Annotated in this window: 19 protein-coding genes; 1 reads left to right on the forward strand and 18 read right to left on the reverse strand. The window is 44.8% G+C overall.

Features of this window, described 5'->3' with window-relative positions:
* Positions 1-16 precede the first annotated feature (16 nt).
* From MKX36_RS16220 to MKX36_RS16295, 16 genes are all read right to left on the reverse strand, one after another.
* Positions 17-1,420 (reverse strand): UDP-N-acetylmuramoyl-tripeptide--D-alanyl-D-alanine ligase, encoded by a 1,404-nt coding sequence (locus tag MKX36_RS16220; protein WP_340866115.1) that lies wholly within the window; start codon positions 1,418-1,420, stop codon positions 17-19.
* A complete protein-coding gene (locus MKX36_RS16225) occupies positions 1,420-2,907 on the reverse strand; it encodes a UDP-N-acetylmuramoyl-L-alanyl-D-glutamate--2,6-diaminopimelate ligase (RefSeq protein WP_167438389.1) in 1,488 nt (495 codons plus the stop codon). Before MKX36_RS16225 ends, MKX36_RS16220 begins: the two co-directional genes overlap by 1 nt.
* Positions 2,908-2,962: 55 nt before the next feature.
* Positions 2,963-4,879, reverse strand: coding sequence for a stage V sporulation protein D (locus tag MKX36_RS16230; RefSeq protein WP_016821547.1), 1,917 nt, complete (start codon positions 4,877-4,879; stop codon positions 2,963-2,965).
* Between the two features lie 81 nt (positions 4,880-4,960).
* The gene (locus tag MKX36_RS16235) at positions 4,961-7,315 is read right to left on the reverse strand and encodes a penicillin-binding transpeptidase domain-containing protein (RefSeq protein ID WP_090889367.1); all 2,355 of its coding nucleotides are present in this window, start codon (positions 7,313-7,315) and stop codon (positions 4,961-4,963) included.
* Between the two features lie 60 nt (positions 7,316-7,375).
* Positions 7,376-7,756 carry a hypothetical protein gene (locus MKX36_RS16240; protein ID WP_340865018.1) on the reverse strand — a complete coding sequence of 127 codons (381 nt, stop codon included), beginning with the start codon at positions 7,754-7,756 and terminating at the stop codon, positions 7,376-7,378.
* Between the two features lie 24 nt (positions 7,757-7,780).
* Complete coding sequence (rsmH, locus tag MKX36_RS16245) at positions 7,781-8,731, reverse strand: 16S rRNA (cytosine(1402)-N(4))-methyltransferase RsmH (RefSeq protein ID WP_025365345.1); 951 nt, start codon at positions 8,729-8,731, stop codon at positions 7,781-7,783.
* 17 nt (positions 8,732-8,748) lie between these two features.
* Positions 8,749-9,186, reverse strand: a complete 438-nt coding sequence (gene mraZ, locus MKX36_RS16250; protein WP_013311099.1) for a division/cell wall cluster transcriptional repressor MraZ — start codon at positions 9,184-9,186, stop codon at positions 8,749-8,751.
* A 329-nt stretch (positions 9,187-9,515) separates the two neighbouring features.
* The gene (locus MKX36_RS16255) at positions 9,516-10,781 is read right to left on the reverse strand and encodes an adenosylhomocysteinase (RefSeq protein WP_340865019.1); all 1,266 of its coding nucleotides are present in this window, start codon (positions 10,779-10,781) and stop codon (positions 9,516-9,518) included.
* 43 nt (positions 10,782-10,824) lie between these two features.
* On the reverse strand, positions 10,825-12,456 hold the full coding sequence (bshC, locus tag MKX36_RS16260) for a bacillithiol biosynthesis cysteine-adding enzyme BshC (RefSeq protein ID WP_340865021.1): 1,632 nt from the start codon (positions 12,454-12,456) through the stop codon (positions 10,825-10,827).
* A 122-nt stretch (positions 12,457-12,578) separates the two neighbouring features.
* Complete coding sequence (locus MKX36_RS16265; protein WP_016821552.1) at positions 12,579-13,517, reverse strand: ABC transporter ATP-binding protein; 939 nt, start codon at positions 13,515-13,517, stop codon at positions 12,579-12,581.
* Positions 13,518-13,528: 11 nt separating this feature from the next.
* Entirely contained in the window at positions 13,529-14,479 is a 951-nt protein-coding gene (locus tag MKX36_RS16270) for an ABC transporter permease (RefSeq protein WP_016821553.1), read from the reverse strand.
* Between the two features lie 4 nt (positions 14,480-14,483).
* Positions 14,484-15,416: an ABC transporter permease gene (locus MKX36_RS16275; protein ID WP_016821554.1), complete on the reverse strand. Its 933-nt coding sequence runs from the start codon at positions 15,414-15,416 to the stop codon at positions 14,484-14,486.
* 197 nt (positions 15,417-15,613) lie between these two features.
* Positions 15,614-17,314: a peptide ABC transporter substrate-binding protein gene (locus tag MKX36_RS16280; RefSeq protein WP_019688033.1), complete on the reverse strand. Its 1,701-nt coding sequence runs from the start codon at positions 17,312-17,314 to the stop codon at positions 15,614-15,616.
* A 153-nt stretch (positions 17,315-17,467) separates the two neighbouring features.
* On the reverse strand, positions 17,468-17,857 hold the full coding sequence (locus tag MKX36_RS16285; protein WP_013372105.1) for a DUF3397 domain-containing protein: 390 nt from the start codon (positions 17,855-17,857) through the stop codon (positions 17,468-17,470).
* Positions 17,858-17,861: 4 nt separating this feature from the next.
* On the reverse strand, positions 17,862-18,842 hold the full coding sequence (locus tag MKX36_RS16290; protein ID WP_016821556.1) for a ketopantoate reductase family protein: 981 nt from the start codon (positions 18,840-18,842) through the stop codon (positions 17,862-17,864).
* Between the two features lie 103 nt (positions 18,843-18,945).
* Complete coding sequence (locus MKX36_RS16295; RefSeq protein WP_016821557.1) at positions 18,946-19,596, reverse strand: RsfA family transcriptional regulator; 651 nt, start codon at positions 19,594-19,596, stop codon at positions 18,946-18,948.
* 296 nt (positions 19,597-19,892) lie between these two features.
* Here MKX36_RS16295 and MKX36_RS16300 point away from each other — a divergent pair, with 296 nt between their 5' ends.
* On the forward strand, positions 19,893-20,978 hold the full coding sequence (locus tag MKX36_RS16300) for a coiled-coil domain-containing protein (protein WP_090889371.1): 1,086 nt from the start codon (positions 19,893-19,895) through the stop codon (positions 20,976-20,978).
* A 99-nt stretch (positions 20,979-21,077) separates the two neighbouring features.
* On the opposite strand, the gene MKX36_RS16305 is transcribed toward MKX36_RS16300, so the two are convergent.
* Positions 21,078-22,409, reverse strand: coding sequence for a PhoH family protein (locus MKX36_RS16305; RefSeq protein WP_019688036.1), 1,332 nt, complete (start codon positions 22,407-22,409; stop codon positions 21,078-21,080).
* A 301-nt stretch (positions 22,410-22,710) separates the two neighbouring features.
* Complete coding sequence (locus tag MKX36_RS16310; protein ID WP_340865024.1) at positions 22,711-23,772, reverse strand: LCP family protein; 1,062 nt, start codon at positions 23,770-23,772, stop codon at positions 22,711-22,713.
* Between the last annotated feature and the right edge of the window lie 3 nt (positions 23,773-23,775).

Here is a 23,775-nt window from a genome sequence, read left to right on the forward strand (position 1 = left end):
CTCCCTCTCGTCAACATCAGTTCTGTAGCGGACCGTTTTTCAGCGCATCCACAATTTCTTCTAATCGCATCCCTCTGGATGCCTTAACCAGCACAATATCATCGGCATGGAGATAAGACCTCAAATGCTGGATCAGCTTTTGCTTATCAGTATAAGCGTGTACGTTAGCAGTTGGCATTGTTCCTTGCGCACCCTGCGCAATCGAAGCGCCTAACGCACCATAGGTAAACAGTGCCTCTATGTTATGCTTTGCAGCAAAACGCCCAATTTCCTCATGAAATTGCTTTTCCTCAGCGCCCAGCTCCAGCATATCCCCAAGCACGGCAATTTTACGTCCACCCGTTTGATATGCAGACAACGTCTGAATAGCAGCCTTCATTGAAGCAGGACTGGCATTGTAAGCGTCATTTAGCACGGTAAGTCCATCCGAACACTTCACGACCTCAATGCGCATGCCCGTCAGCTTTAAAGACGACAATCCTTTACGTATATGGTCTGCATCCACATTGAAATGACGTGCTACCGCCAGCGCTGCCAATCCGTTTACAACATTGTGCTGTCCGAGCAAGGGAAGCCGGAAAGCCTCTTGGCCGGATTGGGCTGTTATGAATGAGCTACCTTCTTCATCCGAAGTGATTTCAATTGGATAATCATCATTGTCCGCAGCTAACCCGAACGTGAATAATTTTAATCCTTCAGGCTTGACCGTTTCAGGTTCTGCCAACACTTGTGGTAGTAGTGGTTCATCCCCATTATAAATAAGCAATCCACCAGGTTTAATCCCACTTGCAATTTCCAGCTTTGCACGAGCAATTTCAGCGCGAGAACCAAGCTGAAGTAAATGCGATTCGCCAATGTTAGTTATGACAGCTACATCTGGTTGGGCAATATTAGCCAACAGACGGATTTCCCCGCGTCCACTCATGCCCATCTCCAGAATCAGGATATCTGTATCCTGCGGCATGGACAGTACTGTTAAAGGCAACCCGATATGATTGTTATAATTTCCTTCGGTTTTGTGTACTTTAAAAGTCGTGCCCAATAGAGCATTTACAATATCTTTCGTCGTCGTCTTACCGTTGCTTCCCGTGATTCCGACGACAGAAACGTCAGTTTCGCGCAAGTATGCGGCCGCTAGATGCTGAAGGGCTTCTAACGTATCCTCGACCTCAATAGCATTTACGGACGGAGGTGTTCCATGATCCTTTTGCCATAAATATGCTGTTGCCCCTCCCTCGCTTACGATCTGCTGAACATAATGATGTCCATCAAATCGTTCACCCGCGAGTGGAACGAACAGTCCCAGACTCTGCGGCCTGCGTGAGTCTGTAAAAACGCCCTCAACCATCCGTTCAGCGTCCGCCTCTGCGTGAAGTGTTCCTCCACACATGGATGCAATCTGACCGATTGTTCTTTTCATCACTTGGATAAACCCCTTATCGCTTCTTTGGCTACGATGCGATCATCGAATTCATGCACCGTTTTTCCGATTAACTGGTAAGTCTCGTGACCTTTTCCCGCAATCAATACTACATCGTCAGGGCTTGCCATTTCAACAGCTTTATGAATTGCAGTTCTGCGATCCACGATCAGTTCGTAACGTTCGGCAGGCACACCTTCATCAATCAACCCTTGTTCGATGTCTTTCAAAATCAATATCGGGTCTTCTGTTCGCGGGTTGTCGGAAGTAATAAACGAATGATCGCTGTATCGTGCAGCAATTTTCCCCATCAACGGACGTTTCGTACGATCCCGATCTCCGCCGCATCCAAATACACACCATACTTTACCAATCGCAAATTCCTTTACGGTACGAAGGACATTTTCCAATCCGTCTGGCGTATGGGCATAATCAACGATTACAGCAAAGGGTTGACCCGCATCAACAGGCTCTACGCGCCCATCTACGCCTGCGATGGATTCCAGACTCCGCTTGATATCCACCAACGAGATTCCTTCCAGCAGAGCAGCTGAAATGGCTGCTAGTGCGTTGTACACATTAAACTTGCCTACCATCCGAAGCTCAATATCGGTATCTCCTTTAAAAGTGGAGACATGGAAGGAGGTTCCCTTGGCACTTATAGTGATACGAGACGCTTGCACATCCGAATCCTTTTCCACGCCGTAGGTAATCACTTGGGCCGCAGTTTGAGCCTGCAAATAGGAAGAGGCCGGATCGTCTGCATTCAGAACAGCATATTTACTATTGGATGCATCACGCGAGAAGGCATTTCCCAATCTGGAAAATAAAAGTCCCTTGGCAGCGCGGTACTCCTCCATCGTGTTGTGATAGTCCAAATGGTCCTGCGTTAGGTTTGTAAATATAGCGGTACGAAAATCTGTTCCTTTGACACGGCCCTGCTCCAAAGCATGTGAGGATACCTCCATGACACAGCATTGAACCCCTTGCTCTGCCATATTCCCGAGATAACGTTGCAGTTCTACTGCTTCAGGCGTAGTGCCGGACATAGGATAAGACTGGCCATTGTAACGCATTTGGATGGTACCAATCAGCCCGGTGTTCACCCCGGCGTCCTTCATAATTTTTTCAATCAGGTATGTTATCGTTGTTTTCCCGTTCGTTCCGGTTATGCCGATCATACGCATACGGCGGCTTGGCGAATCAAACATATAATCCGCCAAAACCGCCATGGCATGTCGCGCATCCTTAACGACAAGCTGCGGGACAGGCACATCCAGTTCTCTCTCTACGACCAAAGCCGCCGCCCCAGACGCAACGGCCTGCCCAGCATAATCATGTCCGTCCACTGTAAAACCAGGCAAGCATAGAAATAAGTCTCCTGGCTGGACACGACGTGAATCCGCCCCGATTCCTCGGCAATCCACTGTACCGTCACCCACCACTCGGGAAACGGCCAGCAGTGAAGCCAATTGTTGAAGCTGCATCTTACATTCCTCCATTGCTCTCTCGTTATTCATAGTATGGTATAAAAAGAACCTATCAATCCCCCATATATATACGGATCGTTGATCCTCGTTCCAATCGAGAGCCTGGCTTCGGTGCCTGACTTACGACCGTCTTGCCTGACCCAGATTTCACGAGCATAAAGTTCATATTCATATCTTCATATAAATCAGCTGCAGTGGCACCTACCAGATCAGGTACCGTTTCAATCGGATTTTCGCCATACTTGTACTCTTTGGCAATTTGATTGGTACGAGGTGGTATTTTCAAGGCAATCAGTGCATCCTTTAAAATATTTTGCACGATTGGAGCAGCAACCACACCGCCGAATTGAATCCCTTTCGGATTATCGACAGCAGTATAGACAACGATTTGCGGATCATCCGCCGGAGCAAAACCAATAAAGGATACAATATGCTCCGAGGAAGAATAACGTCCGTTAATTACCTTTTGTGCTGTCCCCGTTTTACCTCCAACCCGGTAACCCTCAATAAAGGCAGGGCGACCTGTACCTTTAGCGACGACACTTTCCAGCGCTTCCCTTACCTGTCGAGAGGTATCCTCTGAAACAACTCTACGTACCAGTTCCGGCTCCACTTTTTCGAGAACCTTTCCAGTTCCGGGCTGAATCCAGCCTTTTGTAATGTGAGGCTTATAAAGATTGCCACCATTGATTGCTGCCGATACAGCCGTAACCTGCTGAATCGGAGTGACAGATACCCCTTGACCAAAGGCCGTAGTAGCCAGCTCTACAGGTCCGACCTGAGGTAGCTTGAACAAAATGCCATTGCCCTCACCAATCATGTCAATTCCTGTTTTGCTGCCAAAGCCGAAATTGCGAATGTACTTGAACAGTGTTTCTTTGCCCAGACGTTGTCCCAATGTTACAAAACCGGGATTGCATGAATTTTCCACCACTTGAAGAAAGGTTTGGCTGCCATGCCCGCCTTTTTTCCAACAACGCAGACGTGCTCCACCAACTTCAATATATCCCGGATCAAAGAAACGGTCATTTTTGAGATTGACCTTCTTTTCTTCCAAGGCAGCGGCAAGTGTAATAATTTTAAAAGTAGACCCAGGTTCATATGTCATCCAAATCGGCAGATTGCGATTATAAATTTCAGGCGCATATTGCTTGTAAAGCGCTGGCTCATAGCTTGGCCGTCCAGCCATGCCTAATATTTCACCCGTTTTGGGGTTCATTGCAATAGACAACGCGGACTTCGCCTGAAATTTGACCATGGCTTGGTCAAGCTCTCGTTCCATAATGGATTGCACCGATTTATCAATGGTTAATTGTAAATTTAGTCCATCCTTCGGTTCAATGTACTTTTCAGAAGAACCAGGCATCAGACGGCCACCTGCGTCTGATAAATACGCGATGCTTCCATCGATTCCCCGAAGCTTACTGTTTTGCTGCTTCTCTACGCCTGTCAGCCCTTGATTATCAATTCCGGTAAATCCAAGAATATGAGCCGCGAGATCACCATAAGGATAATAACGTTTGTTGTCTTCAGCAACAACGATACCCGGCAGCTTCAAATCACGAATTTTCTGGGCTTTCTCCATCGTAATTTTTCGTCCACCGGGCTGAAGTTTTTGGCTTGCTGTTCGTTTGGTAATCAGCTTGAGCACTTTATCCTCACTCATATCTAGCAACGGCGCCAGCCTGCGAGCCGTTTCTTCCGGCTCCTTAATCTGTACTGGTATCGCCATGACAGTCGGCGAACTGACATTATAGGTCAGCGCAGTACCCTGTCGATCCAAAATTTCGCCACGCTTGGCGGCAAAAGGAATATTGCGGCGCCACGAATCCTCAGCCTTGGCTGAGAGCTCGCCTCCTTTACCCAATTGAACATAGGCGAGCCGGATCGACAAGGCCGCAAACAGTACAAACAATCCCAGTAGCCCCCATACCAGCCTACGCCGCATGGTCACGTTAGATTTTTTCAAACGCGCCCCCTCCGTTCCTCAAATACTCATGACATGTCTTACCTCATGAATATTCAAAAGAACGGACATTAGAACAAGCTATCAGTTATCTTCGCCTTTAATCGCGGCAGCACTTTTCTCATCTGCTACAGCAGATATTCCTCCCTTTGGAGTTCCCGCATTTGTTTCAGTATTCGCAGTAGTATCGGCTTTGGTTTTAGTATCGGCTTCCGTTTTCGTTGCATTGCCTGTCTCGTTAGCTGCAACTCCAGTAGTCGAGTCCTGTGTTTCCTCCGGCTTCACTCCGGTCACTGTTTCTTTGGCCGGCTGAAGCGTCACACTGACGACCCGCTTGCCATTTACCATTTGTGCCTTTTGAGAGACAACATACCCTTCCCCGCTTACCTGAACACCAACCTTCATAAGCGTCAGAACTTGAAGTGTGTCACGCAACGAGACACCTGTAAAATCGGGAATCGTCATGTTGGCACTATCCTCAGTCAGCAAATAGATGCGCTGTCCCGGTTTCATTTTGACGCCTGCTTCAGGATACTGACGAACAATTTTGGAGCCTTTACCTACCGTTTCGTAAGCAATCCCCTGTTTGAGCAATGCGTTTTGCGCATCCTTCTTCACTTGGCCTGTTAATTGTGGTACCGTTGGCAAATTCACCGTTTTCGCTGCAGCCCCACCTGATTTATTCGTTTTGGTTCCCGTTTTGGGAACCCCCATATATTGCAGCGATTGGGACACGATTTTTTTAAACACAGGTGCTGCTGCTGTACCGCCGCCTACCGATTTGTTAGGTTCATCCATAACTACCAAGACAGCTATTTTCGGATCATTTACTGGTGCAAAACCAATAAATGACACGACATCCTTCGAATGATCGTATACTTTTCCAACGACTTTCGTCGCTGTCCCTGTTTTACCAGCAACACGATATCCGTCGATGTAAGCTAGACGTCCCGTACCAATTTCCTGGTCAGACACGACCTGCTCCAGATAGCTGCTTGTCTGAGTTGCAGATTCCTGAGTAATCACTTGGCGGACTTCCTTCGGTTGAATCGTCTGCACTTCGCCTGTATCTGGGTTTATAATTTCCTTCACCAGATGAGGCTGCATCAACTTCCCACCGTTAGCAATCGCCGAGATCGCTGCCACCTGCTGAATTGGCGTTACCTGAACCCGTCCGTGTCCATATGAAGCCGTTGCGACTTCGGATTTGTACTGGGTATGGAATGTGATAGCACCGGTAGACTCACTCGGAAGATCAATGCCTGTTTTGACACCAAACCCAAAGTTATTGATATACTTCTTCAGCCTCTCGCCACCCAGCTTATCCAGCCCCAAATGGACAAAACCGACGTTACTTGAACGCTTGACCCCTTGAAGATAGGTTAATGTTCCCCAGCTACGGCTTACGTCACGAATATCCCAGCCTCCGACACGAATCATACCAGATTGGTAGGTCTCATTCGGATTAAATACCTTTTCTTGAACCGCAGCAGCCAAGGTTACTATCTTAAACGTGGAGCCTGGTTCGTAGATAGACTGAGTAGCATTATTACGGAAATTTTCCAAAGGAGTACTCCCATATGTATTGGGATTAAAATTCGGATAAGTCGCCAAACCGAGAACATCCATCGTTTTGGGATCAGCTGCTACGACAGTCATCGTTTTGGGATTATACTTTGCGATAGCTTCCTGCATGGCATCCTCTATATAATACTGAATCGTATCATCAATCGTCAGCTTTAAATTTTTACCATTTTGTGCCGGCTCATAGACACTTTCCGATCCCTGAAGAGGAACTCCCTTTCGGTCCCGCTGATATAGAAGCTTTCCAGCCGTGCCGGAGAGCTCTTTATTGTAATAAGCTTCCAACCCCATACCTGCTGTACCATCTTTTCGCAAATAGCCAAGGACATGAGAAGCCAGCTTATTTTCTGGATAATAGCGTTTGGATTCCTGAACAGTGTCCACAGCTCCAACTACCTCATACTTATCCTTCAAATACTCTTTGAATGTATCCACCTGTGCCTTCACCTCAGGGTCTACCTTCCAGCCTCCATTACGAATCTCACGGTTTTTTAAATAGTTACCCTTTTTATCCTTTGCAGATAGATGTCTTCTCAGTTCATCCTCAGGCGTTTTGAGAAGCTGATGCAGCTTGGCTACAACCTCATTCTCCAGATCATACTCCTGAATGATGCTAGGGTTGACAACCACCGTGTAAGCCGGTGCATCCGTAGCTAGTACATTCCCTTTACGGTCCATTATAGTTCCACGCTTGGGCTGAATCACCTGGTCTCTTTCTATCTGTGCAACTACCTGATTATGCCAGTATTCCCCACTCACAACTTGAATCCAAAATACTTTAAGTAGCAGAACAAGAAAAAAGAGGGTAATACATCCCCCTATCAGCAGTGTGCGAAGCTTTATTCTTTTGACCATAGCTCAAACCTCTCTGCAAAAAAATATACGTCAGAGCATAGCTTGATGCTATGCTCTTAACTATTTGGCAGCCTGCTTTTCCACACGAATGGGCTCTCTTGTTGGTTCGATATATCCCTGTTCCTTTGCAGTAGGCACAATCTGATTCTCCAGACGTTCCTTCTGAATCTTCAATTGGGCGATATTGGTCTGTAATTTGGAAATGTCCTTGCTGGCTGTATTAATCGCATAATTAATTTGATAAATGTGCGCATATCTGCCAGTCAACGTCCCCGCAATGACAATGCATGCTACAAGTGTCAATAGATACAGCAGCTTTTCTCGAATCGGCAGCTCTCTGCGGCGTGTAACGACTTTAGTGGTCTCACGATACCGTTGTTGCTGAACCTGTTCCTGACGGGCTCTTTCTTTTACAGCCAAATTACCGCGTGTATAAGCCATGTCGCCTCTCCTTCTCCATTAAATTTACAATTTTTCGGCAACTCTCAGCTTGGCTGACCGGGATCGTGGATTAAGCTCTAACTCTTCTTCTGATGCCACAATCGGCTTACGATTCACCAGCTTTAGATCGCCTACCATTTTGTCATCCAGAATCGGCAAGTCAGACGGATAGATGCTTTTCGCCAAATACTCCTTGAAAATATGCTTGCATATCCGATCCTCCAAGGAATGAAACGTAATAACCGAAATTCTGCCCCCTGGAGCCAGACATCTTACTGCCTGATGCAAAGTATCTTCCAGTGCACCCAACTCATCATTCACAGCAATCCGCAAAGCCTGAAAACTGCGTTTAGCCGGATGTCCCCCGGTTCTGCGTGCCGCAGCCGGAATTCCTTCTTTGATAATATCGACAAGTTCCCCCGTTGTGTGAATAGGCTTGTTCATTCTACGTTCAACCATGATCTTCGCGATCCGCCTGGAGAACTTCTCTTCTCCATATTGAAACAGGATACGCGCAATCTCCGCTTCCGGCCATTCATTAACAATTTCATATGCCGTAAGCGAACTGCTCTGATCCATCCGCATATCTAGCGGTGCATCATGATTGTAACTGAATCCCCGCTCCCCCTCATCGAACTGGGGCGAGGATACACCCAGGTCGAACAAAATACCCTGGACCTGCGGGACGCCGTCTTTTTCGGGCAATCCCAGTTCGGCCAGCTTGTCCTGCAAGTGGCGGAAGTTGGATTTCACTAATGAAATCTTTCCTTCATAGGCTGACAGCTTCTCTCGTGCATTGTTCAATGCCCAGTCGTCCTGATCAAAGGCAATAAGCCTCCCCTCAGGGCCAAGCTGTGATGCAATGACGGAACTGTGTCCTGCCCCTCCCAACGTGCAGTCCACATAAATCCCGTCCTGCCTGATGTTTAGTGCCTGTGTTGCTTCTTCCTTGAGTACGGTAATGTGGTGAAACAAACGGCTGACCTCCTAAATTACAATTCAAAGTTGAAATCAACCAATTTCTCAGCAATGTCGTTAAATGCTTCTTCTGATTGGTTGAAATATTGCTCCCAAGTGTGCTTACTCCAAATCTCTACCCGGGTGGACACTCCCAATACGACGCACTCTTTTGTAAGCTTGGCGTATTCGCACAAATTCCCCGGTAAATTTACCCTGCCCTGTTTGTCCAATTCGCATTCAGTCGCTCCCGAGAAAAAAAACCGGGTAAACGCACGCGCATCAGCCTTCATCAAAGGCAGTGCTTTAAGTTTTTTCTCCATGACAGCCCACTCATCCATAGGATACACGAAGAGGCATTGGTCCAGCCCGCGGGTAACCACGAACGAGGCACCGAGAAGTTCACGAAACTTGGCCGGGACAGTAAGCCGACCCTTCTCATCAATGCTATGTTGGAACTCCCCCATAAACATTGGTTTCGTCACCCCTTACCCCATTCTCCCACTTTGGCCCACTTTCCACCACCTAAGCATAATAGATTCGCTTTAAAAAATCAAAGACCTCTTTTTCATTACGAAAAAGTGATAAACCTAGAATTCGGGCATAATGTCTGTTATTGTTGCCCCGCGTCATAAGATGCCAAAAAGCCCCTTATCCCATGAAGTCGAACCCCCGACAATATGCATCAGGTTTCGAAACAACACGGAATAAAGGGCTTATTCTCTATCCATCATGTCAACCTATACAAGTACTTGCTTAAAAATGCAACATTTCTGCAGCGGACATCGTGACCGAAAATAGATTAGGCGTTCCAGCTGTCCAGATAGACCTTTTGGTCTTCAGTTAATGTATCAATCTTAATTCCCAGACTATCAAGCTTGAATCGAGCCACTTGCTCATCAATTTCATAAGGTACATTAATCACAGCTTTACCCAGCTCGTTGTAACGATCATTCACATATTTCAAGCCAAGTGCCTGAAGAGCAAATGTCGTATCCATAATCTCTGCTGGATGACCGTCAGCGGCAGCTAGATTCACGAGGCGCCCTTCTGCGAGCAAATACATTTTACGTCCATCTTTAAAGCGGTATTCTTCGATATTGCGACGCACTGTGCGAATGGATTCGGAGCGTTTAGCGAGCTCAGGCTTGCTAAACTCCACATCAAAATGCCCTGCGTTACACAGCACAGCTCCATCCTTCATAACATCAAAGTGTTCCCCTGTAATTACAGCTTTATTTCCAGTTACTGTAATGAAGAAGTCGCCCAGTTTGGCAGCTTCCACCATTGGCAATACATGAAAACCATCCATATGGGCTTCTACAGCCTTGATTGGATCAACTTCCGTTACAACCACGTTGGCTCCCAGCCCTTTCGCACGCATTGCAACCCCCTTGCCACACCATCCATAACCCACCACAACCACTGTACTTCCTGCCACAACCAGATTAGTCGTACGAATAATACCGTCGAAAGCTGACTGGCCTGTACCATAGCGATTGTCGAACAAATATTTACAGTAAGCATCATTTACAGCTACCATCGGAAAGTGAAGCTGCCCTTCTTTTTCCAAGGCCTTCAAACGAATAATCCCTGTAGTGGTCTCCTCTGCTCCTCCACGGATCGTAGAAATCAGATCAGGCCGTTCAGATTGCAACAGAGTAACCAGGTCACCACCGTCATCTATAATGAGATCTGGCTTAGTTTCCAGAGCCTTGATTTGCAAATCCTTGAATTCCTCTGGAGCTGGATTGTATTTAGCTAATACCGTAACGCCATCTTCTACTAATGCGGCGCAAACATCATCTTGTGTCGACAAAGGATTACTACCCGTAATGGTGACCTGTGCTCCACCTGCTTGTACCACTTTAGCCAGGTAAGCCGTTTTGGCCTCCAGATGTAAACAAATCGTTACCTTCAGACCAGCAAAAGGCTGCTCTTGCTCGAATTGTTGACGTATACGGTTCAATACCGGCATATGGGCTTCTACCCAATCAATTTTCAAATGACCTTCAGGGGCCAAGTTAAGATCGTGAATAATGCTATTTTGCAGGGAATGGGAAGTCATATGTTATTTCCTCCTAAATATTAGTTAAATTCGTTTATGATCATTATACATAAATCACACGATGCGTTCCCGACAAATCCAATGGTACGTTCATAATCATATTCATCAGGTCGAGACCATAACGATTCAGAAAATGATAGATCGTATATGCACGCTCCTGCGGCTGTCCAAATGGGAAAAGCGACCATTCGATATGATCCCAGTGGCGAAGTGCTGTTCCATTTTGCCGAAGCAGCGCTTCCTCCACCTTTGCCTCCAGATAGGCAATCTGCCCCAGAATTTTCTCGCAGTTGGTTTCTCCGAGCTGTAGTAAACCTTTCTCTATCATCCCTGTCTGCTGTATAAGCGGTTTATACATGCGGACAAAAGCATCCTTAGCCTCGGAAAACTGATCCTGCATTCCAAGCTGATCTTGAGTGGCAATCCATTGCTTTTTCCGTTCCTCAAGCCCGTCTCTAACTTGACCAAAAGTTAGCTCGTACTTAAGCATATGCTTCTCCACACCTGGCTCCATCAATGTAAAAGACATACGCGGCAGCAGTATTGGCATCTGCATCCCGAGCACTTCGAAAGCGTCCCGCGTAATTGCCCAGTAGGCAATTTCTCCTAGACCCAGCACAGATGCCAGTACGGGGAACAGTGAATCCTGCATGAGAGGACGGGTTAGTACATTGTTACTAAAACGTTCGGGGTGTCTATCTATCTCTTCAAGCAGTTCATCCGCTGTAAACGCCACTAAACCGCGTCGATCTGTGAATAATCCAGCTTTTTTAAAAAGCAGCAGGCGTTCCTCTTCATGAATGTAAAAAAGGTTCGCACCACCTTCATGCACATCCGCTTGTAAATGATAACCATAGTCCACGATCCGCGTAGCGGTTGTCCTATACGCTGTCTCCAACTCATCATTGTGCTGAACCAACTGTCTAAAAACGGATGTCTCTAGCTTGCGCAGCAAAGGATCTGCAGAATCCATGAGCACCAATCCATAGGTACCAAACAAACGACCCATCAGCTTGGCAAAGGCATCACTTAGTCCATATGACTCTGTCAAACCCTGCTCAATCATGTGCATAATATCGGTCTTATGTTCTGAATCTGGCAAGCATTGCTCTATATCCGCCATAGCTTGCTTCCACTCAACCGTATCGACTTTAATAGCACTAACTGAAGAACGACGTTCAGGCTGCTTATTCAGCTTGATTTTAACTGCTTGCGGGTCTTTTGCCATTACGTATGTATGATTGACCTCGTCCCAGTCATGATCTTCACCAGCAATCCAGAAAATTGGAATAACCGGACGTCCAAGCCGTTCTTCAGCTTCTCTAGCTGCTTTAATAATCGTAGCGGCTTTATAAATGACCAGCATCGGGCCTGTGAACAGTCCACTTTGCTGTCCGCCAACTACTACTAAAGCATCTGGGCTTTCCAAACGGTCCAATGAAGTATGAACCGCCTCATGCGAATTGTGTTGCTCATTGTATATACGAAGACATGCTACGACATCCTTACGGTTTAATCGCAGATGCTCCGTCTTATCCAGCCACTTCGCCCGTTGGGCATAAGCATCGGCGTGCAGAATATCATATTCATACAAATCGCTTGCGCGTCCTGTACCCTGTATATAGTCTTCTGCCAAAGCCGACCCTCCGCGAAGCGTTTCCGGAACTATTTTCATGGGTCTGCCTCCTGTCTCCACCAAAACCTTACTGCTTGATTGTACCGAAAGCCCATGTCCACGTCAAAGCTTCCTACAAAAAAAACCGCCGAATAACTCGGCGGTTGGTATATAGAACAAGATCAAGCGTAAGGTTCAGCTACAAAATGTCCTTTAGACACTTCGATAAGCGTGGCATTTTCCAGATTATAAGCCCCTGCCTTATTATCGGACGCGTTATGAATCGGTCCGCCTTGATCATCAGGCATAATAATTCGCTTTTTGTTGGCTTCAACTTCCGGATCAGGAAGTGGAATCGCCGACAAAAGCATTTTCGTATACGGATGAATCGGATTGGCATATAATTCAGAGCTTTCAGCAAGCTCCACCATTCTGCCTCTATACATTACAGCTACCCGATCACTGATGTGCTTGACCATCGACAGATCATGTGCAATGAACAGGTACGTCAGACCAAGACGTTCTTGAAGCTCTTTCAACAGGTTGACAACTTGAGCCTGAATAGATACGTCAAGCGCTGAAATCGGCTCATCACAAATGATGAACTTAGGATTAACAGCCAATGCACGGGCAATACCGATCCGCTGACGTTGACCACCAGAAAACTCATGCGGATAGCGTGTTGCATGGTCAGGGTTCAAACCAACCAGATCGAGTAATTCCTCAATCCGTTTCTTACGTTCTGCACGGCTACCTGCCATATTGTGAATATCCAGTGCCTCACCAATAATATCAGACACGGTAAAACGTGGGTTCAATGATGCATACGGATCTTGAAAGATCATCTGCATATCACGACGCATTGCTTTCATTTTCCCCGGTGATAATTTGTAAATATCTGTGCCGTTAAAACGTACGCTACCTGCTGTAGGCTCATACAAGCGCAAAATAGTACGACCCGCTGTAGACTTACCACAACCGGATTCGCCAACCATACCCAGCGTTTCACCCTCACGAATATAGAAATTCAGGTTATCCACCGCTTTGAGCACACGGTTTTTGCCAACATTAAAATACTTTTTAAGGCCTTCAACTTCAATTAAATTGTTGCTACTCACCATGATCTCACCTCCTATTTCTTCAACTTCGGATCAAGCGCATCACGCAAGCCGTCGCCAAAAAGGTTGAACGCAAGCATAATCAAACTGATCAAACCTGCTGGGAAAAGCATCCGCCAAGGGTAATACATCCACCCTGTCAGAGCTGATTCAATCATTGAACCCAGCGATGCCTGAGGAGCCTGTACCCCTAATCCAAGGAAGCTCAGGAATGCCTCGGAGAAAATAGCACTTGGAACCGTCAAGGTCAATGTGACAATGATTGGTCCTACCGCGTTAGGCAACAAGTGACGGAACAACAAACGACCTGCACCAGCACCCATTGAACGGGAAGCAAGTACGAATTCTCGGTTTTTAAGTTGCAGCATTTCACCACGTACAATCCACGACATGTTAATCCACCCTGTTACACAGAGCGCAATAATAATGGTGGTGATACTTGGCTCCAGTACAACCAGCAACAGAATTGTAACAAGCAAGTAAGGAATGGAATACAAGATTTCAGAAAATTTATTCATGATTTCATCAACGCGGCCACCAAAGTAACCCATAATTCCACCATAAATCACACCAATCATCAAGTCAATCATTGCAGCAGCCAAACCAATAATCAATGAAATCCGAGCGCCCATCCAAGTACGTACAAACATATCACGCCCCAGATCATCTGTTCCGAACCAATGTTCCGCCGATGGAGGAAGATTGGTGCTCAACAAATCATTCGTGCGGTCATCGTATGGCGACAGCATCGGACCAATAATTGAAGCAAGCACTATGAGAACCAAAACGCTTAAGCTCGTCATAGCCAATTTATTTTTACGAAGACGCTCCCAAGCATCTCGCCAAGCGGATAAGCTTTCACGCTGAATAACTTCAGACTGCTTTTCATCCGCTCCGACCCTCTGGAAATCTTCCGGTTTCACCTGAAGTTTATCCAAGTTCACAGCATTATCTTTAACAGACATAAAGTTATCCCTCCTTCCCGCCAGTAAGCTTAATCCGCGGATCAATAAATCCATATGCAATATCCGTAATAAAACGTGCCACCATCAACAAAATACCGTAAAAAATAGTAACTCCCATAATCATCGTATAATCACGGGTTGTAATACTATCTACGAACACCTTACCGATACCGCCAATCCCGAAGATTCGTTCAATAACAACCGAACCCGTAATAATATTGGCTGTCATTGGTCCTACATAGGTAACAACTGGAAGAATGGCATTACGTATAACGTGTTTGAACATAATTGTAATGGATTTCAAACCTTTAGCCTTGGCAGTCTTAATGTAATCTGCATGGAGTACTTCCAGCATGCTGGAACGCGTTAGTCGAGCGATAAACGCAATCGGTGAAGCAGATAGAGCCGCAACTGGCAAGAAGTAATCCATCGGGCCTTCAAAGCCCATAACATTAAACCAGCCTAACTGTTGAGCAAAGAAAAATTGAATTAACGATGCCAGAACGAAGCTGGGAACCGCAATCCCCATGATAGCTAATACCATAGCGACGTTATCTATGAGCCTACGATGATACAAAGCTGCTAGCATTCCTAGCAAGATACCGACAATTATCGACACGATTATGGCAACAAAACCGAGTTTGAGGGAAACCGTAAACGTTTGTCCGATAATGTCAGTTACACTTTGATTCAGCTTTTTCATAGAAATACCAAAATCACCTGAAGCAATATCACCTAAGTATTTAAAATATTGGACATATACAGGCTTATCCAGCCCATATTGCTCCATTAACCGGGCTTGAATCTCAGGAGAAGTCGCTTTTTCACTCATGAAGGGGTTACCCGGAATTGCTTTCATGAGAAAAAACGTCGCAGAGATCAGAATGAACAAAGACAGCAACATATAGAAAAATTTACTGATCAAATAACGCGTCATTGCCCGTTTACACCCCCCATAAATTATTTTCGACACCATTCGATTTTATCGAAATAGAATTGGACTGTCCAATCTACTTATTTGCATGGTTACATGATGATGGAAAAGACTAGGACACACAAAAAAAACGGGATATATATGGTTCAATCCACATATATATCCCGAAGTAACTATCAAACTTCAGAATTAAGCTTCAGTTACTGTGTAATATACGCTCTTGTGAAATCAATTGCTCCACTAAAGTCAAGTCCAATGTCTTTAACATTCGGTTTCGTTAAAGAAACATTTGAATAGTAATAGATCGGAAGCATTACCATATCATCTTGAACCAAAATTTTCTCTGCTTTCGCAAAATCTTCCATGCGTTTAGCTGGATCAGTTTCTGTTTTAGCAGCTTTAATCAATTCATCATACGCAGGGTTAGCATAACCTGAGTTGTTGTTACCATTGCCTGTTGTCCACATATCCAGGAATGTCATTGGATCATTATAGTCAGCAGACCAACCACCACGAGCGATTTGGAAATTCAGCTTGTTACGTGTTTGGATAAATACGCCCCACTCTTGGTTTTGAGTTTTAACATCTACACCAAGATTTTTCTTCCACATATCAGCTACTGCCAAAGCAATCTTTTGGTGACTTTCACTGGAGTTGTACAGCATAGTTATTGTAGGAAGCGTAGTCATGCCTTCTTCTTTCATACCTTCTTGAAGCAATTTTTTCGCTTCAGTGAAGTCTTCTTTGAAGAAATCGTCTTTATGCTCGCTACGGAATTCTTGAGAAACTCCTTTTATGCCTGGAGGTACAAAGCCGTAAGCAGGAATTTGACCGCCCATTGTTACACGTTCAACGATCGGTTGGCGTTGAATAGCCATCGCAAACGCTTTACGGATTTTAGCATTGTTAAATGGTTTTTCTGTTACATTAAACAGATAGTAGTACGTACTTGCAATTCCTTTAGCCTTAAATTCATTAGGCAATTCGTTTTTCACAGCCGTAATTTGGTCAGTAGGAATTTCACCTGTTGGCATACCTGAATAATCAAGTTGTCCACTTCTGTACGAAGCCAGTTCAGTTGCACCACTGTTTACAAGGGACATAGTGATTTTGCTCAACTTGATTTCGTCTTTACCCCAATAGTTTTCGTTCTTGGAAACTTCGATCTTTTGACCGCTATCCCAAGCCGTTAATGTGAAAGGTCCGTTAGTAATCATGCTATCTTTCTGAACTGCCCACTTATCATTACCTTTAATAGAAGGGTTTACAGGATAGAAAGTGTAGAAAGAAGTCAATCCCAAGAAGTAAGGAGTTGGGTGTTCCAGCTCTACTTGCAATGTATGGTCATCAACAGCTTTGACACCTACATCTTTAAAGTCTGTAACTTTTGTTCCTTTATAAGATTTCGAAGTGCTCAGGTTGTAGCCCTCAGCATTCTTGATATAGTACAATTGGTAAGCATATGGAGGTGCAGGAGCCGTTGAAGGATCCAATACCCGTTGCCAAGCGAATACGAAGTCGCTTGCTTTGACTGGGTCGCCATTACTCCATTTTGCAGTATCACGAAGTTTGAACGTGTAGGTTTTGCCGTCATCGGAGATTTTCCAAGATTCAGCAACGCCAGGGATTTCTTTGCCGTCAGGACCCATACGTACGAGACCTTCATACAAAGTTTTCAGAACCGCGTTGGTTTGACTATCCTGAGCTTGTGCCGGATCGAAGGTTGGCGGCTCGGAAGAAAGGTTAACGCGCAAAATTTGCTTGTCGGCCGGGGCCGGCGTAGTCGAGGTGTTTTCTTGTGCGCCCTTACCATTGGTATCATTCTTGCCGCCGCAACCTGCGAGCAGTGCGCCAACTGCAAGAACGAGTGTCAAAAGGACTAAAAAGCTTTTCCTTTTCATCTAGCGTTTTCCCCCTAGTTCTAAAGTGGTATATGTTTATAGATTATACAACCAGCGGTCAAAAAAATCTACATTACATTTCTTCAAATTGAGCTTTTTTTTCAAAAAAACATGATTAATTCATATTTTTTCATCATTTCATGTCATATTTCATCACATAGAGTTGAATATATTTTTAAATATACCAACAACAGTCAACAAAGTATACGCCAATGTCATCGCCATAAAAGTTAATCTCCAGACCGCTCTACATAATCTTTTACCATCAACCTTTCCTTTTATTCGGTTTTGAGCTCCTCCAATTAAACCCAATGCCAGTAACAAGAGCAGTAGAATCAAATAAAAACCGAATCGGGATGTAAATAGGACATTAAAGAGTGCTGCGACGGAAAATATCAGAAAAAAAGTGGTAATATCCATAGAAGTAAGCAATGATTTCTTCTTTTCCATTTTAAGAATGTAGCGACAAACCGCAAACACGATCAAAAACGGAAAAAAGGGAAGAATACTGAAAGTGATAATAGTACCTTGTATAAGACTCAACTGATCACCCCTCTTTTAGCCGCATTCCTTCAATTAATTGCCACAATACCTCATGAGTTGGCGCACTAATCCCAGCTCGCTTTGCCATCTGCACCAGTTGCCCGTTAATGGAAGCAACTTCGGTCATGGAATGTGCAAGTACATCAGCTAGCATAGACGAGTGATTCTCTGCCGTTGCCCGGCAAACATCCATAATTTGATCCCACCATGCGCTTTCCCAGCGGATACCATGAGCTTCATATACTTGAATGCCTTCATCATACAGCTTACGCATCATATGTATTCGAACAGGCTCCGATAGCAGCTCGCCATTCCGAACTCGCCATACGGCTGTCAGTGGATTGATCACAGCGTTAATCAACAACTTGCGATAAATCCCTTTCTCGATTTCTTTCGACAAGCAAACGTCAAATCCTGCTGCAAGCAGCCGATTTAGCACATATTGTTTGAAATCAGTGTTGTGCTCTCCCTCTACTTCCTCCGAATATCCAATTTCAGTCACGCCCGATCCTGCATGCACAATGGATGCTGCGCCTTGTTTCTTGGCTCCTTCGGTTGTCACAGCAGGATATACTACAGCTTTAGGCCACGCCTGCCTGATGCGTTCTATATGACCGATTCCATTCTGCAAACAAATAATCCCTGTACCTGTTTCCGTTTGAGCTACAGGCTGGATCTGCTCCAATACTTCTTCTATCGCCCCCTGTTTGGTCAAAAACATGATCCACCGTGCCGAAGTCTGTGAATTTAACCGTTGCCAATCTGCCAATGGCGCTACCTTTAATTGGTCCCCCGATACATGAACAGCCACCTGTCCCTCCTTATCAAGCACAGTAATCCCTTCACGAGCAATGATGTGTGCCTGTTCAAGTGTTCGTGTCCACAGCCTTACTGTAGCACCCGAGGCCGATAATCTCCCGGCAAACAGTAATCCCAGCGAACCCGCTCCAATAATATCAATCACTTTGTATCGTCTCGCTTCCATCTTTTTTTCTACTATATCATATGCACTCCAATGTAATAACAAAAAACGCCAACTACGGCCAAGCGATAGTTGACGTTTTATTTAGATAGCTATTGTAATCTTGCTACTCAATGCGCTCCAGATTCCCATTAGCGTCCATTTTGAACCTGGATTTAAGCTCTTCCTCATCTTCAGTGATTAAAGCCAATCGCCGGGCACGGTCCATAATCTGAATCAGAGCTTTATAATCATCATTTACAACACGATAGTCGGTCTGCACATCATTCACTTCTTTGGACAGCCGGTCATTAATGGAGCGAAGCTGATTTAATTCTTCTTCCTTTTCCCGCAAATCTTTCTCCAGCATCTTAATCTGCCGATTAGTCTCCTGCACAGATCCCTTCCATTGACGCAAGAAGCGAATTACGGCATCAATAGATAACGTATCTTCACTCGTGCCATCGGTTCTGTATCCCCCTTCGACTGTATCGAGCGTGGCAAAGGCTGCTACCTGCGATACACCTACTGGGCTCTGCTTGCGAATATAACTGCGCTTCTGGCGCTGCGCTTTGGCAATGCTAATCGCTTCATCGTAACGTTTGCGCACGCAGCTATTCCAACGAAAGCCGCATGCCGCAGAGGTTCTACCTATTTTTTGTCCAACCTCCTCAAACGCAGCGAGCTGTGTTCCACCTTCCCGGATATGCCGCAATGTCACCTCCGCCAATATCAAGTCATCTTCCGCACTCCATGCATCTTGTCTTATTGCAGTCATGCCTCTAGCCCTCCTAACAACATCCTGAAATAACCGTCTTCATGAACCGATCTTGCCGGTATTTGAATAGGGTATAAAAGCTGTTTATTCATTCCTATGCCTCTCGTAGAGTTCATAGAATCTATTTGATACTAAATTGTATTTCCATTTCTGCCAGAACTCATACGTGAAGTAAACAGTTTCGGGTTTCAAGCATGCTCTGACTGCTGTACAATAAAATGAATGGTTAAAGAATAAAAAAGGATCATATACATTACCATAAGTCTTTTTCTGGAATACATAAAAGGGGAAACTAAATGAATAAACGAATAAAAATCGCGATCTGCACCCTGCTGGTCCTCATGATGATGCTGACTTCCATATATGTACGTCCTACTTTGGCCGCTCCCTCTCCTGAAGAAAATCAGATTTTACAAGATAGCCTGTCTATCGTGGAGATCGACCATGAAATCGAGCGGATTAGTCAGGAACAGCAGGCTCTTTTACAGCGTCAGCAGGAACTGCGTAGTAGTCTAGCTGATCAACAGGAGCAAATAAACCTACAACGTAAGCGTGCAGGTTCTGTGCTGCGATCTTACTATATGGGAGAAAGGGACAAGCTGCTGAGTGTAGTGCTAGGGGCTAAAAGTATAAAGCAACTTCTCTCTTTGTACGATTATTACTTATTATTGATCAGTCACGATCAGGATGTGCTTCAGGAATACGAAGCCAATTATCAATTTATGCGAAAAACAGAGCAGCAAGTCGCCCAAGCCACGACGGAATTGGAGACGGTTAAAACAAACCTACTGGCACAACGTAAACGGATTCTCCAACTCCAGTCGCGTGTAGATGACGGCGTTAACGCCAGCGATAACCCTGATACTCTACGCAAGTTAATTGGCGAAATGACAGCTTATTGGGAGAATGTAGGGGTATACGAGGTAAATAAACACTTTAAAGCATTAGCTCAAGCAATGCAGGATTTACCCCAATTCATTCAACAACAGCAAGGTGCCATGATTACAAATGGAAAAATCATTACGATAAGCATTCGTGAAGAAGAATTTAATCGTTTTTTAAAATCAGAGAATGAATTGTTTAATCACTTCAACTTTTCCTTCGTGCAGGATCAGATTGTGGTAGAAGGTCAGCAAGGAACGATGAAATTGAGGGTAGAAGGTCACTATACAGTAGAGAATGAACCCAAAAATGCCATTCTATTTCATGTAGATCGACTGGTATTTAACGGACTGGAATTGCCGGACACGACTCGCAACAAACTGGAAGAAGATTTTGATCTTGGCTTCTATCCACAGCAGCTTATATCATACGTCAAAGCTACAGAAGTACATGCTTTAAAAGGTATTCTTGAAGTTAAGCTCGAATTAAGTTTTAAGTAAGTTTTTGCTCACCTACATTGTTCTGATTTTTGATATGAACAAAACAAAAGACCCCGGGATGTTCCCGAGGTCTTCATTATTTGTAATAACGATCAGGGGTTATAACAGATCAGCTGCCAACTGCGCGAGCTTGGAGCGTTCTCCTTTTTCCAACATAATATGTCCGCTAATCCCTTCTTGCTTAAACCGCTCCACCACATAGGTCAAGCCATTACTGGCTGCATCTAGGTAAGGATGATCAATTTGCTCCGGATCTCCCATCAGAATGATTTTACTTCCCTCACCTACCCGAGACACAATCGTTTTGATCTCATGTCGGGATAAATTTTGCGCCTCATCGATAATAATAAATTGCCCAGGTATCGAACGTCCGCGAATATAAGTGAGCGCCTCAACCTGAATACTGCCCAAGCCCATCAAAATTTTGTCGATATCCCCAGATTTTTTGGCATCAAACAGATACTCCAGATTGTCGTAGATTGGCTGCATCCAGGGGCGAAGCTTTTCTTCCTTTTCTCCCGGTAAATAACCGATATCCTTGCCCATAGGAACAACAGGCCGAGCAATTAACAGTTTCTTGAAGCGATGCTCATCCTCTACTTTAAGCAACCCCGCCGCCAGTGCCAGTAGCGTTTTGCCTGTACCTGCTTTTCCAGTAATCGTCACAAGAGGGATATCATCATTAAGCAAAAGCTCCAATGCCATCCGTTGTTGAGCATTACGCGCACTGATTCCCCACACCGATTCGTTACTTAAGTACAAAGGTTCTAATCGCTCTGCCTCCTGGTTTACTTTCAGCAATGCTGATTTTCCAGTGCCCATTTCATCTTTCAAAATAACAAATTCATGTGGATACAGTGTATAAGGTAGTTTCAGTGGTTTGATTGGTAAGAAACGGTTAGAGTAAAATTCATCTATGATGGACGGATGCACCTGTATCGCTGAGTATCCGGGGTACAACTCACTTGGATCGCCCGTTCTATCGGATAGGTAGTCTTCAGTCAGCAGCCCCAATACATCTGCCTTGATTCTGACTAATACGTCTTTACTAACCAACACCACCGAACGCGGATCAGATTGCTCCTGTTCTTCCAAATGATAATTTAAGGCAACTGCCAAAATCCGGTTATCGTTCGAAACCTCCCCGAACATCTCCTGAACTTTCAAAAAACTCCGGTGGTTTAACTCAACCTTAAGCCTTCCCCCTTGGGGAAGTGGAACTCCACTGTGAAGATGCCCCACTTCTCTCAACCCGTCCAACAATCGCGATACATTACGGGCATTCCGTCCAATCTCATCCGCGTTGCGTTTTTTGGAGTCGATTTCTTCCAGAACAACAGCTGGAATAACAACTTCATGTTCTTTGAAGGTAAAAATGGCTTTCGGATCATGCAGTAGCACATTCGTATCCAGCACAAAAATTTTCTTCATTAAATCCCCTCCAAAGCGGCGTGGACAATCTCATGTTTCATACCTATACCTATTCACTGGCTACCCAATACTTGCTGATTCCCTGAAAAAAGAACCCCAAAACAGCATAATGCAACGAAAAGTGTAGCTGAAGATAGCCTCAGAGCCTGTACATTTTTAAAATTAGACACAAAAGGCCCAGTGATTGCTCACTGGACCTAGACTGGGTTCACTTTAAATTTAGACATACCTCAACCCCCTTATGCTATATAAGAGCTTTACTCGCTGCGAGTATAACATAAGCGGGGAAAAAGATACATACTCAGGAATTGGAAGTAGCTTCAGTGCTGTCGCTTGCTTTTTTGGCTAATTCCTCTTGTAGCGCTTGTTTGGCCAAATCGAGCTGTTGCTCATCAATGTACACATAAGGGCTACGCCACGTTCCTGATACAGGATTGTATTTTACATTTTGCTTGGAAATATTCCAATAGGTTTGTACGATATTTTTCATTTGCTGTGACTCGATATCAGTCATCATATTCTTATCAACCGATTTAATAATTGCACTAAACTTGGTCAAAGCATTAAAGGATTGCATTTGGTCAATTAGGGAATGAAGCACCTGATTTTGTCGACGATTGCGATCAAAGTCGTCAGATTCAGCCGTTCTCGGACGACAATTCGACTTGCGGTAGCGAACAAAATCAAGAGCTTGGTCACCGTTCAAATGCTTGGCCCCAGCTGTCAAGTTAATATCGGTGCCATCAGCACGGTCTCGATAACACATATTTTTGTCAACCGTTACATCTACGCCACCTAGATTATCTACAACATCTCTAAAGCCCTGGAAGTTAATAACCGTTACATAATCAATATTAATGTTTAAATATTTGCCGATCATCTTCTTCATTTGCTCTTCAGCAACTTCACCAGAGTCTTTCTCTCTAGCCTTAAACACCGGATAATACTCATTCAGCTTGCGTGGTTTATACCCATCCATTTCTAGACGCGTATCACGAGGCAAGGACACAATGGTAGACGATTTTGTACTAGGGTTCAGTGTAGCTACCATAATAACATCTGACAAATACGTCGGATGGTCAGGGCGATAGTCGGTTCCAAGCAATAAAATAGTCAAAGGCTTAGCCTCAGCCAGTTGCGTTTTGGGCACTTCCTTGTTGATTCCAGTATCCAAAACTTCCTCTACCTGATTGTAAATATAGTAGGTATAACCACCTGCTGCCAAGATACCTATAATGAGTAGAAATAAGACAAACTTCATAAACGATCTGAAAAAGCTTTTTTTCTTTTTCGTTTTTTTCGGTTTGGCTGATTTTTTCCCGCTTTGTGTCCGGGGAGGCAATCCATTCGAAAGATTACTCATGCT

Origin of the sequence: Paenibacillus sp. FSL W8-0439, assembly GCF_038008995.1 — a bacterium.
Lineage (GTDB): Bacteria > Bacillota > Bacilli > Paenibacillales > Paenibacillaceae > Paenibacillus > Paenibacillus polymyxa.

What these genes read in the sequence shown, in the direction of transcription:
- MKX36_RS16220 (WP_340866115.1), bottom strand. Translation starts at nt 1,420, where the DNA reads ATGAAAAGAACAATCGGTCAGATTGCATCCATGTGTGGAGGAACACTT.
- MKX36_RS16225 (WP_167438389.1), bottom strand. Translation starts at nt 2,907, where the DNA reads ATGCAGCTTCAACAATTGGCTTCACTGCTGGCCGTTTCCCGAGTGGTG.
- MKX36_RS16235 (WP_090889367.1), bottom strand. Translation starts at nt 7,315, where the DNA reads ATGGTCAAAAGAATAAAGCTTCGCACACTGCTGATAGGGGGATGTATT.
- MKX36_RS16240 (WP_340865018.1), bottom strand. Translation starts at nt 7,756, where the DNA reads ATGGCTTATACACGCGGTAATTTGGCTGTAAAAGAAAGAGCCCGTCAG.
- mraZ (WP_013311099.1), bottom strand. Translation starts at nt 9,186, where the DNA reads ATGTTTATGGGGGAGTTCCAACATAGCATTGATGAGAAGGGTCGGCTT.
- MKX36_RS16255 (WP_340865019.1), bottom strand. Translation starts at nt 10,781, where the DNA reads ATGACTTCCCATTCCCTGCAAAATAGCATTATTCACGATCTTAACTTG.
- bshC (WP_340865021.1), bottom strand. Translation starts at nt 12,456, where the DNA reads ATGAAAATAGTTCCGGAAACGCTTCGCGGAGGGTCGGCTTTGGCAGAA.
- MKX36_RS16265 (WP_016821552.1), bottom strand. Translation starts at nt 13,517, where the DNA reads ATGGTGAGTAGCAACAATTTAATTGAAGTTGAAGGCCTTAAAAAGTAT.
- MKX36_RS16270 (WP_016821553.1), bottom strand. Translation starts at nt 14,479, where the DNA reads ATGTCTGTTAAAGATAATGCTGTGAACTTGGATAAACTTCAGGTGAAA.
- MKX36_RS16275 (WP_016821554.1), bottom strand. Translation starts at nt 15,416, where the DNA reads ATGACGCGTTATTTGATCAGTAAATTTTTCTATATGTTGCTGTCTTTG.
- MKX36_RS16280 (WP_019688033.1), bottom strand. Translation starts at nt 17,314, where the DNA reads ATGAAAAGGAAAAGCTTTTTAGTCCTTTTGACACTCGTTCTTGCAGTT.
- MKX36_RS16290 (WP_016821556.1), bottom strand. Translation starts at nt 18,842, where the DNA reads ATGGAAGCGAGACGATACAAAGTGATTGATATTATTGGAGCGGGTTCG.
- MKX36_RS16295 (WP_016821557.1), bottom strand. Translation starts at nt 19,596, where the DNA reads ATGACTGCAATAAGACAAGATGCATGGAGTGCGGAAGATGACTTGATA.
- MKX36_RS16300 (WP_090889371.1), top strand. Translation starts at nt 19,893, where the DNA reads ATGAATAAACGAATAAAAATCGCGATCTGCACCCTGCTGGTCCTCATG.
- MKX36_RS16305 (WP_019688036.1), bottom strand. Translation starts at nt 22,409, where the DNA reads ATGAAGAAAATTTTTGTGCTGGATACGAATGTGCTACTGCATGATCCG.
- MKX36_RS16310 (WP_340865024.1), bottom strand. Translation starts at nt 23,772, where the DNA reads ATGAGTAATCTTTCGAATGGATTGCCTCCCCGGACACAAAGCGGGAAA.